The sequence below is a fragment of the Peptoniphilus sp. BV3AC2 genome (assembly GCF_000478945.1).
GTDB lineage: Bacteria > Bacillota > Clostridia > Tissierellales > Peptoniphilaceae > Peptoniphilus_B > Peptoniphilus_B duerdenii.
In genome coordinates, this window is the sequence record NZ_AWXD01000008.1 from 160514 (window position 1) to 172507 (window position 11994).

12 protein-coding genes and 1 tRNA gene are annotated in these 11994 nt (G+C 36.1%); 6 read left to right on the forward strand and 7 right to left on the reverse strand.

The annotated features are described in order from the left end of the window. Positions 1-90: 90 nt before the first annotated feature. Positions 91-1485: a S1C family serine protease gene (locus HMPREF1252_RS02595; RefSeq protein ID WP_023059193.1), complete on the reverse strand. Its 1395-nt coding sequence runs from the start codon at positions 1483-1485 to the stop codon at positions 91-93. A 96-nt stretch (positions 1486-1581) separates the two neighbouring features. After that, positions 1582-2565, reverse strand: coding sequence for a P1 family peptidase (locus tag HMPREF1252_RS02600; protein ID WP_023059378.1), 984 nt, complete (start codon positions 2563-2565; stop codon positions 1582-1584). 200 nt (positions 2566-2765) lie between these two features. On the opposite strand from HMPREF1252_RS02600, the gene nhaC reads away from it, so the two are divergent. Both nhaC and HMPREF1252_RS02610 read left to right on the forward strand, forming a co-directional pair. Then, the gene (gene nhaC, locus HMPREF1252_RS02605; protein WP_023059207.1) at positions 2766-4184 is read left to right on the forward strand and encodes a Na+/H+ antiporter NhaC; all 1419 of its coding nucleotides are present in this window, start codon (positions 2766-2768) and stop codon (positions 4182-4184) included. 1 nt (position 4185) lies between these two features. Further along, positions 4186-5172 carry an asparaginase gene (locus HMPREF1252_RS02610; protein ID WP_023059311.1) on the forward strand — a complete coding sequence of 329 codons (987 nt, stop codon included), beginning with the start codon at positions 4186-4188 and terminating at the stop codon, positions 5170-5172. A gap of 75 nt (positions 5173-5247) precedes the next feature. Here HMPREF1252_RS02610 and HMPREF1252_RS02615 read toward each other — a convergent pair whose 3' ends face one another. Then, positions 5248-6594 (reverse strand): hemolysin family protein, encoded by a 1347-nt coding sequence (locus HMPREF1252_RS02615; protein ID WP_023059355.1) that lies wholly within the window; start codon positions 6592-6594, stop codon positions 5248-5250. 243 nt (positions 6595-6837) lie between these two features. Here HMPREF1252_RS02615 and HMPREF1252_RS02620 point away from each other — a divergent pair, with 243 nt between their 5' ends. The 3 genes from HMPREF1252_RS02620 to HMPREF1252_RS02630 are packed head-to-tail and all read left to right on the forward strand — an operon-like array spanning position 6838 to position 9090. Continuing rightward, positions 6838-7290: a DUF4230 domain-containing protein gene (locus HMPREF1252_RS02620; protein ID WP_255324964.1), complete on the forward strand. Its 453-nt coding sequence runs from the start codon at positions 6838-6840 to the stop codon at positions 7288-7290. Between the two features lie 7 nt (positions 7291-7297). Then, complete coding sequence (ald, locus tag HMPREF1252_RS02625; RefSeq protein ID WP_023059301.1) at positions 7298-8407, forward strand: alanine dehydrogenase; 1110 nt, start codon at positions 7298-7300, stop codon at positions 8405-8407. Continuing rightward, entirely contained in the window at positions 8404-9090 is a 687-nt protein-coding gene (locus tag HMPREF1252_RS02630) for a protein TraX (protein WP_023059338.1), read from the forward strand. Before ald ends, HMPREF1252_RS02630 begins: the two co-directional genes overlap by 4 nt. A 77-nt stretch (positions 9091-9167) precedes the next feature. Here HMPREF1252_RS02630 and HMPREF1252_RS09480 read toward each other — a convergent pair whose 3' ends face one another. Both HMPREF1252_RS09480 and HMPREF1252_RS02640 read right to left on the reverse strand, forming a co-directional pair. After that, positions 9168-10328 carry an S-layer homology domain-containing protein gene (locus HMPREF1252_RS09480; RefSeq protein ID WP_023059153.1) on the reverse strand — a complete coding sequence of 387 codons (1161 nt, stop codon included), beginning with the start codon at positions 10326-10328 and terminating at the stop codon, positions 9168-9170. A gap of 137 nt (positions 10329-10465) precedes the next feature. Continuing rightward, positions 10466-10542 (reverse strand) — tRNA-Arg (locus tag HMPREF1252_RS02640). Between the two features lie 101 nt (positions 10543-10643). Between HMPREF1252_RS02640 and HMPREF1252_RS02645 the strand changes: the two genes are divergently transcribed. After that, entirely contained in the window at positions 10644-10889 is a 246-nt protein-coding gene (locus HMPREF1252_RS02645; protein WP_023059199.1) for a GlsB/YeaQ/YmgE family stress response membrane protein, read from the forward strand. Between the two features lie 61 nt (positions 10890-10950). On the opposite strand, the gene HMPREF1252_RS02650 is transcribed toward HMPREF1252_RS02645, so the two are convergent. Continuing rightward, a complete protein-coding gene (locus tag HMPREF1252_RS02650; RefSeq protein ID WP_023059411.1) occupies positions 10951-11337 on the reverse strand; it encodes a hypothetical protein in 387 nt (128 codons plus the stop codon). Further along, positions 11337-11990: an L-fuculose-phosphate aldolase gene (locus HMPREF1252_RS02655; RefSeq protein ID WP_023059360.1), complete on the reverse strand. Its 654-nt coding sequence runs from the start codon at positions 11988-11990 to the stop codon at positions 11337-11339. Before HMPREF1252_RS02655 ends, HMPREF1252_RS02650 begins: the two co-directional genes overlap by 1 nt. Positions 11991-11994: the final 4 nt, after the last annotated feature.

Genomic DNA, 11994 nt, shown 5'->3' on the forward strand with positions numbered 1-11994 from the left:
GGGAGCTATTAATGAGTAATCACAACACAAAAAATAGAAAAACTCTGCCGAAGCAGAGTTCTTTTATTCTTATTAAGTTTTTTACATCTATTAATTATTAAATAATCCATTGAAGAAATCTAGGAAATCATCCATGTCGCCGTATCCATATCCACCTTGATCTCCTTGTCCTGGATTTCCTTGTCCACCGTTAAATCCGCCATCTTGACCTTGGTCATTTTGGTTTCCATCGTCTTGACCTGGTTCTACTCCATTTTGTCCTGGGAGTCCTTCTTCGACTTTTTGTTTTGGAACCTTGTAATCTGTAAATGTGATTTCAATTTTTACTTCTTTTCCATTTCTCAAGATGGTTGCCTTTGCTACATCTCCTGGATTGTACTTGTAAAGTAATGCTCTTAATACTTCGTTGGTTACAACTTTTGTACCATCGATTTCCATAAGGATATCACCTTTTTTGATTCCAGCTTTTTCTGCAGGGCTTCCACTTTCGACTTTGGCAATGAATTGTCCGTAATTTGTTCCAAGAGATTTATTTACCATTCTTTGAACTGATTGAACAGGCATGATGGTAGCTCCCAATGCAACTGGTTGATATTCTCCAGTCTTTAAAACAGATTCTATTATTGGTTTTATTGAATTGATTGGAATTGCAAATCCCATACCTTCAGCACTTTGAAGTTTCACGGTGTTTATTCCGATGATCTTACCATTTTGATCTACTAGAGGTCCACCAGAGTTACCTCCGTTTATAGATGCGTCTGTTTGGATAAGTCCAACCATGTATCCGCCGCCGTCTACTTGACCGATAAATCTGTTAAGTCCAGAGATAACTCCTTTGCTTAGAGATCTTTGGAATGCAAGGTCAATTGGGTTTCCAATGGCGATAGCAGTTTGACCTACTTCAAGTGCATCTGAATCTCCAAGTTCAGCTGGCACTAAGTTGTTCGCCCCTTCAATCTTTACGATGGCGATATCTACAGCCTTGTCAGACCACACAACTTTACCCTTTACTTTTTGACCGTCATTTAGAAAAACTTCCACATCCTTAGCAATATTTTCGCCGATTCTAATTACGTGAGAGTTAGTCAAAATATATCCGTCCTTGGAAATTATAACTCCTGATCCAGTACCTGTTATTGCTTGGGTACCAAAGATTGTTCTTTGATATCCCTTGGTAGTGATACCAACTACAGATGGCACTACCTTCTTAAAGACTGCACTACCCACATTTTCTGAATCACTGGCGTTTATCTTAACAGGTGTGGTGCTTCCTGGTTCAGTTTCTGTCACAGAAGAATTCATATTGCTTCTGATTAAAAAATTATATGTGATAGCAGATCCTAAGATTGAACCTATAAGTGAAAAACAGATTGCTAAGAAAACCACGGACTTGCCGGATTTTTTTCTGTTTCTCCTTTTATTTTCTCTTCTAACTTCATATTCATTTAAAGGTTTATTTTCTAAATTGTTGTTAAATTCGTCCATTTTCTTACCTCCAATTTTTATTATACCCATTGTATCCTTGTTATGTGATAATGGGGTTAAGTTTTTGAGTTAAGAAAAACATTAAATTCTGAATGTTTATGGAAGATAATTTTCAAATAGAGAGATTTCTTTTAGAATATCTCTTAGACTTTCAGCTTTAAAACCGCTGTATCCAACCATACTTTCTGCATGAAGCATAGAACTTAAAATTGCCTCATGAACCGCATCAATGGTTGCGTTAAATACAGGATCTATCTTGTCATCGAGAAGGCATTTAACTTCTGTGAAATTTCCACCATCGTGAAGAATCTTGTTGCAGGTTGAAAAAGCAACAGCTACCTCTCCACTTCCATTTCCTGAGTTGGCACCAGTTCTTGAGATTCCAGACATCGCCCTCTTAGCAACACGTTTAAGTTGTCTTGAAGAAAGAGGGATATCCGTAGCAATGATAACTATGATGGAGCCCTGTTCCTTTTCCTTGGAACAATTCGTCCTTTCATTATTTAAATTGTCTCTATAGTCTTTTATGTTTACTCCCTCGATGGTGAGCTCGTCATACTTTGCATGGTTTGTAAGTACAAGGACCCCGACGGTATAATCTTCGCCTATGTTTACAATCCTAGAAGCAGTGCCTATTCCACCTTTAAGCTCATGACATCTCATGCCACGACCAGCTCCAACAGCACCTTCTTCCACCACACTACCAGCAGACTCGATCGCCTTTAGCACATCCTCTTCCTTTACATGAAGAGCACGAATATCGTTTAGCCTCATGTCATTGCACTCAAGCACTGGACAGTTAACCGTACCAGTGGTCCTTCCAATCTCAGGATTTTTACTAAGCATGTATTTCACTGAAGCAGTAAGTGCATTTCCAACAGAAAGAGTGTTGGTTAAGATAATTGGAGCCTCGAGAGTTCCTAGTTCTTCTATTTGCACAAGTCCTGCAGGCTTCGCAAAACCATTTATTACATGGACACCGGCAACAAGTTTTTCTTTAAAAATATTTTTCTTAGGAATGATTGCAGTGACACCAGTATTTTGACCCTCTCCATTCAAAGTCACATTGCCAACTGCCACTCCTTCTACATCGGTAATACTATTTTTTTACCTTTTTTAAATCTTCCAATATTTATACTAAGTCCCATAATTCCTCCTTTTTTAAAAGTAATTATAGCACAATTTATTTGAGAAATTAATACGGTATCAACTTAAATTTTTTGATTGACATCTAATAGTTAAGATACTAATATATAATTAAAATAATAAGGAGGAATCAAATGAATAATGTAAAGACAAAGAAAAAACCAGAATTTGGTTATGCAGTACTATTACTGCTCGTTCTTGCAGCAATACTCGTTTGTGGGCTTAGTGTAATCAAAGCACCACTAGCAGTAATCATGTTTATCTCGTGGCTTGTAGTGAATTTATTTGCAATAAGACTGGGATATACATATAGTGAACTAGAAAAAATAGCGATAACTCAAGTAGGACACTCCCTACAATCAGTAGTTATAATGTTGGCAGTAGGTATGCTTATCTCTTCATGGATAGCATCTGGAACCGTTCCAACCATAATCTATTATGGACTACAAATAATTAATCCAGACTACTACCTAGTTACAACTCTAGTTATCTGCGCAATAGTATCTATGTTCACAGGAACTTCATGGGGAACCATAGGAACAGTAGGGGTAGCTTTACTTGGAATAGGAATAAGTTTAGGAATCCATCCAGGCATGATAGCAGGAGCATTGATTTCTGGATCATGGTTTGGCGACAAACTTTCACCATTATCAGACACCACCAACTTCCAATCAGGAGTAATGGGAGTGCCTCTAATGACTCACGTAAAACATATGCTATACACAACCGTACCAGCATTTATAGTATCAGGAGTATTATTCTTTATTCTAGGAAAAGGAAATGTGCAATCATTTAATGATTCCGTAATCCTAGAAATAACATCAAAGTTAAGTACATTTTTCAAAATAAACCTACTAACATTGGTGCCATTAATAGTTGTAATCATACTACTAATCAAACAAAGACCTGCATCACAATCAATTCTAATAGGAGCAATACTAGGTATGGCAATCGCAATATTCTACCAAGGTTTTGATGTAAAAATGGTAATCGGAAGTGGACTTACAGGATTTAAGTACGAATTTAATGACGACTTCTTCAACAAACTATTAAATCGTGGAGGTATGGACTCAATGACTAGAACTATCCAAGCCCTTATCTTTACCACAGGGCTAGGTGGTATGCTTAGAGAAATGGACATACTAAAAGTAATAATCGATCCACTATCACACAAAATAAAATCAACATTTGCACTTATTGCATCAGGAATATTCATAACATATCTATCAATAGCTCTAACAGGTTCTCATATGTTTGCAGCAATAATGGTTCAATCAACCATGTTAGATCTATACAAGAAAAATGGATTAAAACCAGAAAACGCATCAAGAATAACAGAGGACTGCGGAACTCTTGGAGTAACACTTATCCCTTACGGAGTAACAGCCCTATTCATAGTAGACACATTGGGAATAGACTTTGGAACATTCTTCCCATACGTATTCTTCTGCTTCCTATGCCCAGTATTTAACCTACTATGTGGCTTAACAGGCATCGGAATCGCAAGATACACAGAAGAAGAAATGAAAGAAATGGATTTACAAGAGGTATAAAATGGAAAAATTAGCTATTACAACCCGTGGCAGTCTTGAAGATATGTACACCTTCGGGACTGTAGTAGTTGTAGACGAAAAAAACAATATCGTATACGAAAAAGGAAACAGCGAAGAAATCGCCTATCCAAGATCATCTGCAAAACTAATGCAAGCAATCACACCGCTTAGCTTAGGAGCAAAAGAAAAATTTAATCTTACGGAAAAAGAAATTGCAATAATCTGCGCTTCCCACTCAGGAGAAGACTTCCACATAGAAACTGTAAGAGGTATCCTAGAAAAAGCGGGACTAGATGAAAGTTATTTAAAATGTGGTCCCCACTATCCTTTCAAAGAAGATGTAGCAGAAAGAATGAAAAAAGAAGGCATAAAGCCAAGAGACATCCACAACAACTGCAGTGGTAAGCACACAGGCATGCTACTTTCCTGTTTAATCAACGGTTGTAGTCTAGGTGATTACTATAAAATAGATCATCCAGTACAACAAAAAATAACAGAAAATATTGAAAAAATATGTATGTGTAAAATACCGAGAGAACACATCTCAGTAGATGGATGCGGAGTGCCAGTACATGCAATGACCATGAGGGAATTTGCCCATGGAATGGCAAGACTATCTGACTACGAAAATCTAGATGGATATGAAGAAGCAGCAAAAGATATCATCCACGCCATCACAAACAATTCTAAATACACTTCAGGATCAGACAGAATAGACCATAAATTAATCTCAAAATATCCAGGAAAAATCATAGTAAAATCAGGAGCAAATGGATATTTCGGAGGATTCTTGCCAGATAGAAAACTCGGCATAGCAATAAAAACCTATGATGGAATCAGCGAAAAGAGAAATCTAGTTTTAATAGAACTTTTGAAAAAACTAGAAGTTATACAAAAAGAAGACTATGACTACTTCGATAATCTATATAGCAAAGACATTAAAAATCACAGAGACGAAGTAGTAGGAGAAGTTAAACTCTGTTTATAATAATTAAATAAAAATTTCTCTTTAAAGAACTCTGCGTTTTGCAGAGTTTTTTATTTTTCAATAAAAAAGAAGAGGTTATTCCTCTTCTTCCTCTTCACCTACTGGTGGTTCTTCAATTTTTAGTTCTATTTTTTCTATTCTCTTATCTTTTGCTGTTAATTCTGTAAGTGTATATATGTCTTTGTATTTTACTGAGTGCATGATCTTGTCGCTATCGTCTGGAATAAATCCAAGTAGTTCTACCATAAGTCCTGAGATTGTTTCGTGGTTGTCTGATTCTAAGTCTGTTCCTAGTTCGTCGTTTATATCCTCTAGATTCAACCTTCCATCGATTATAAATGTATTTTCATTTACCTTTTCAATCTTCGGTTCGTCCTTGTCGTATTCGTCTTCGATTTCACCGACTATCTCTTCTACTATGTCTTCCATAGTTACCATTCCAGAAAATCCACCGTACTCATCTATAAGTATTGCAAGATAGCTTTTATTTTCTTGAAGTTCTTTTAGCAGTGAGTCAATCTTCTTGGTTTCTGGCACGAAGTATGGTTCTTTCAGTACGTTGTCGATGTTTACACTCTTGTAGTCGTTTCTTGCGTATTCCAAGAATAGATCTTTTATATAAATCGTTCCTACTATATTATCTGTGTTTTCTCTATATACTGGCACCCTTGAGTAACCTCTAGATAGAATCTCTGGAATTACATCTGCGTTAAATTCATCGTAGTCTAGCATGTAGATATTGGTTCTCGGGGTCATGATTTCGTAGGCGAGTCTATCGTCAAAGTCCATTATTTTAACGATCATCTCTTCCCCTTGAGAATTGATTACACCCTGTTCTGTGGATACTTTTATATATCCCTTTAACTCTTCTTCTGAGATCTTTTCTTCAACATCTTCGCTATACTTACCCATGATTTTAAGTGTTATTGTCGTTGCAAAGGATGCAAGTTTCACAAATGGATAGGTAAGCATTGTAAAAATTTGGATTGGCTTTGCTGAAAATAGTGCTACTGATTCTGCATTTTGTAGTGCAATTCTCTTAGGTACAAGTTCTCCAAACACCAATGTGAAGAATGATAGTACAAATGTTACTATTATAAGTGCCAATGTAGGTCCATAATAAATTCCCAATTCGACAAAATAATGACCTAACATTTTAGATACGGATGTTGCCGCTGATGCAGATGAGAAAAATCCTGCCAATGTTATACCAACCTGTATTGTTGACAAGAATCTAGTCTGATCTTCTGTGACTCTTAAGAGAGTCTTCGCTCTCTTATTTCCATCATCTGCTAGATTTTCTATCTTAGTTTTATTAGCCGATACTATCGCCAGTTCTGCTGCTGAGAAAAACGCATTTATTAGCGTAAGTATAAATATTAAAATAAGCTGAGGTATTAACCCTCCACTTCCATCGTCCATATATTCCTCCTTATTATTTTATTATAGCAAGTTTTATTTATTTTTTCTATTATCTTAAAAATTTATCCATTTTATGATAAACTTATATAAATTATTAAAGGAGATGATCTTATCAAGAAGAGAACTATAGTTTTAATTTCTATTATATTAATTGGTGCCAGTTTTGCCGCAGGGATTTTCTATGGCGGCAAAAAGGACAATACCAAAGTCGACTCCACAATTCTTACCAATAGATTAAATAGTATTAGAGAACTTTCGACGCTGGAATACAAGTACACAAAGATGGTTACCTATTCCAATGTCAAGACTTTTTATGGTTGGGAAGTTCCTTTTACTGAAAAGAAATTTATAATAACCTATAACGGAAGTATAAAGTCTGGCATCGACTTAAATGATGTAACTGTTGCCGTTGATAATAATAAAAAAGAGATCAAGGTAAATCTTCCAGAGGCGAAGATTTTGTCCCACGAAATAGACGAAGATTCAATCAAGATTTTCGATGAAAAGAATTCAATCTTCAATCCTCTAAAAGTTGAAGATTTTAAATCTTTTGCTACTGACCAAAAGGACAATGTTGAAAAGGAAGCTATCAAAAAAGGTCTTTTAACTGAAGCCGAAAAACATTCCAAGGATGCACTCCTAGAAACCTTTAGTATCGACGGATTATTAGACGATTATAAAGTAATATTTGAGTGAGGTTAATATGAAAATATCAATTCCAAAAGAAATAAAAGACAATGAATTCCGTGTTGCCATTACACCAGGTGCTGTAAACACTCTTACCCTAGCTGGTCACGAAGTCTATATAGAAGAAGGCGCCGGCATATCTTCAGGTTTCACAGATGAAGAATACAAATCTCAAGGCGCTAAGATTGTAGATCAAAAAACCTGTTGGGAAGTAGCGGATATGATTTACAAAGTTAAGGAACCTCTAAAAGAAGAATATAAATTCTTCCGTGAAGGACTAATTATATTTTGTTACCTTCACCTTGCTGCCAACGAAGAACTTACAAAGGAACTTTTAAAGAACAAGGTTACTGGTGTTGCATTTGAAACTGTTGAAGTAAATGGAAAGCTTCCACTACTTCGCCCAATGTCAGAAATCGCAGGTAGAATGGCAATCACAGAAGGATCTTTCTACCTTTCTAAACAAGCTGGCGGAAAGGGAATCTTACTTGACGGAGTGCCTGGAGTTGCTCCTGCTCACGTAGTAATAATCGGTACCGGTGGTGTAGGAAGAAGTGCCGTTAAAGTTGCAACAGGAATGGGCGCAAGAGTTACCGCAATCGGACACAATATGGAACAACTTTCTCAACTTATAGATATATTTGGAAACTCAATCGAAACACTTTATTCAGATCCATACAATATTTCAAAAGCAGTTGAATCAGCAGATCTAGTAATATCTACAGTACTTGTACCTGGATCTAAAGCTCCATGTCTAGTGACAGAAGAGATGGTAAAATCCATGGGAGAAGGATCAGTAATAGTGGACGTGGCAATCGACCAAGGCGGTTCAATAGAAACCACCAAGAATCATCCAACCACCCACTCCAATCCAACTTTTGTAAAACACGGCGTAATTCACTATGCAGTTGCAAATATCCCAGGCTCAGTTCCAATGACATCCACCAAGGCACTTTCAAACGCAACTTCTGAATTTGCAAACTTAATTGCAAAAGACGGAATTAAAAAGTCAATGGAAAATCACGGACTAAAACTTGGAATAAATACCATGGGCGGATATATAACCAATGCCGCTCTAGCAAAAGTATACGAAGAAGACTACAAGGATCCACAAGAAATCATATGAATAAGATAAGAACCAATGGATTTATTTTAAAAATTATCGCCATAGTTACCATGGTCATCGACCATTTTACTGCGGCATTTGAACTTTCACTACCGGAAAACATCTACCACTTAGGCAGAAATATCGGAAGGACATCATTTCCTCTCTTTGCCTACATGATTGCAGTGGGATATATACACACTAAAAATAAAAAAAATTACCTACTGAGGCTAGTAGGCGTTGGACTTATCTCTGAAGTTCTATTCGACTACCTTCTTTTCGATAAGTTTTTTGTAATGAGTTATAACAATATTTTCTTTACCCTGGCGCTTGGACTTCTTGCCCTTATCATAAGTGGCTATGTAAGAGAAAATATTAAAAATCTATATGTAGCAGCAATAGTAGAATATGCAGCAGTATTTCAAATAGGATACCTTGCACAATTTTGCCACACCGATTATGGATTCTACGGAGTATTTTTGATATATACATTCTATATCTACCTAAGATCAAAGAGCAAAATCACACTTCTACTGCCTATGCTTTTTGGAATGATACAGACACCATATGTACTTCCAGCATATCTTCTAATCTACTTAGACGATGGCACCCATGGAAGGCATCTCTCCAAGTACATCACCTACCTGTTCTACCCAGCTCATATCTTGGTGGCGATACTTCTAAGAGGATTTGTCGGGGCATAAATTTTATAGTATTAAATATAAAAAATATTAAAAAACACACAAATCAACTGACTTGTGTGTTTTTTGATGTATTATCATTACATTATTGGTTCCCAATGATCTCCAGTCCATTCATATTGTCCATTACTAGTATAGCTATTGCCAGTTAATGGATCTGTTGCATATATTGGTCTATCGCCTGGTTTTACTACTTTTTCCCATGGGATTGCTTGCTTATTCTCATTCCACAATGGTGGCTGTATTGCACCAGCAGTTCTTAATATAACCCATTCATATTGAAAATGCCCTTCTCCAGTTTTTGGGTCTATTTTATATGGTTGTCCACCCATTGACATTTTTTCTTTTCCATCCGCAAATCCATCATACCCATAAAGTGAATACCAACCATCCAATGCAATATCTCCTTCTTTGAAAATTGAACCATCTTTCATAATTAGTCCTGTATAAGGGTCTACTCCTTGTCTTGCTCCTAGAATTCCTGCTGCTCCACTTTCAAGGGTTACTCTTGTGCCATCGGCTTTGATTACTATATCGCCTTCTTGTGGTTGTCTTACATATTTTCTTTTCATTTTTTCTTTCCAAATCATTGGTTTGGATGGGTCTGTTAATTGTAGTCCTTGTTCATCTACTGTTGGCTTCTTAGCTTCTTGTGTTGTTCCACCTAAACCTTTTATAATAATTGCTGTTTCTGCACGAGTTAGTGATTTAGCACCATTGAAGTTTTGTTTTTCATCGCCTTTTATTAGTCCAGCATTTACTACATTTGCTACAAAATCTTTGTATTCGTTTGGGATATTATTAAAGTCTTTTATTGTTGTTGGCTCCGCTTTATTTAGCTTTTGATTCTTTAACTTTTCTAATCCTAGTGATAGATATTTTGCCATTTCATTTCTTGAGATTTCTGCATTTGGATTTGCAATTTTTTCTGTTATTACACCCTTACTTTTTAGTTCATTAAGAGTTGGATTGTACCATTCTCTTGGATTTTTATTGTCTGGCCCTTGTTTAACGCCGAGTGTATTGTTTAGAAGTGTCAAGAACTCTGCATAACTTACCTTTCTACTTGGTTTAAATGTGTTGTCTTGGTATCCATTTATTATTCCAGCATCTGTTAGTTCTGTTACAGCTTCATAGAACCAGTCGCCTTTTTTAACATCTGTAAAATCCTTCGCAAAAATATTTGTCGGTGATAATAATATAGCTGTTAATGTTACTATTGTTATTAGTTTTTTCCTCATTTGCTACTCTCCTTTGTATTTCTTAATTAAATTATACATTAATTCTAAGTTTTATAGAACTATTAAGAAGTATAATAATTCCATTAACTTAGATGACCCCAAGCATAAAAAAAGCACCTTCAAGGTGCTAATTTTTTTGGTGAACACGAGAGGAGTCGAACCTCCGGCCTAGGCTTTAGGAGAGCCTCGCTCTATCCTGCTGAGCTACGTGTCCGTATTTATTTATTATACCAAAATATTGAAAATTTTTCACTTTTTCTGGTAGAAAATTTAAATTTCGATTATTTGGGTATATAAAGTATAAGGAGGAATATTATGATTTGGAGTATAATCGTCGGCGGTGTAGCCGGCTGGATTGCTAGTATTATAATGGGTAAGAACGCAAGCATGGGAATATTTAAAAATGTCATCGTAGGTATCGTAGGTGGATCCATCGGAAGATTCGTACTTGGTATGTTTAATATTATCCAAGGTGAAGGCACCAAAGCATCACTTGCAGTAGGCGTGTTCGGAGCAGTAATTCTACTAGCAATTGTAAACGCAATTACTGGAAGAAAATAAATATATTTTATTTGTATTAAAATTAAGAGAGACTCGCGGTCTCTCTTTTTTTGTTTATTACTTAGTCACCTAAGCCTACTATGTCATCGCCGTTTTTCTCTGCAAAGTCTAGTATTTTCATAAGTTTACCGATATAGTTTCTTATTTTTTTCATGGATAGATTATATTTTTCTATTATTTTATTTTCTAGTTTCGCATTTTCTTCTAAAAATCGAGTAATGGATTCTAAAAATTCTTTTATAAATTTAATTTCTCCATTATCTATCTTGGATATTCCATAGAGATTTAATTCCAAATAGTTTTCGTAAAATTCAAATTCATTTTTATAATCGAAAATAAAATCCTGAAATCTTTTTGGTTCTTCCGTATAGGCTTCTTTATTCTTAAGTTTTATAACTTTGTAGTGAGCATCTTCTCTATCTTTTGCAGAAACTATTATAAGCGCCATTACAGTTCTCTTTTTACTTGTCCGTAGGTTTTAAATCCTTCTAGCACTTCGTCCATCTCTTCTTTGCTTAGCACTACCGGCTCTCCTACGCTCATGGCTGTTACTTGGATCTCTGCCACATATTCCATTCCCTTTGCAAGTCCGTAAGCAGATTTTAAACTCTTGCCACATACTACTATTCCATGGTTTGCAAGGAGGACTGCGTTACTTTCTCCTGCAGATTCTACCGCAACTTTTGCAAGTTCTTCTGTGCCGTATCTTCTATATGGTGCACAAGGAACTTCGTTTGTTCCTGCATCTGCTATGACATAGTGGACCGCCTTTATCGGCATCCTAAGGGTCGATAATGTTGTGCAGAATTTGGAATGGGTGTGGACTACGGCTCTAGCTTCCGGTTTATTTTTATAAAATAGTGTATGGAGATGCCATTCGCTGGATGGTTTCCTCGTGCCTTCTATAATATTTCCCTCAAGATCCATGACAACTATATCTTCTGGTGTCGTGTCGAAATATCCAATCCCAGATGGCGTAATAAGCACAACTTCTTCTTCTTTTAAATAGATGGAGAGGTTGCCGCTAGTGCCTGAGGATAGTCCTTCTGAAGACATCTTTTTTCCATATTCAACTAATTCTTTCTTCTCTTCTAAATACATCTTA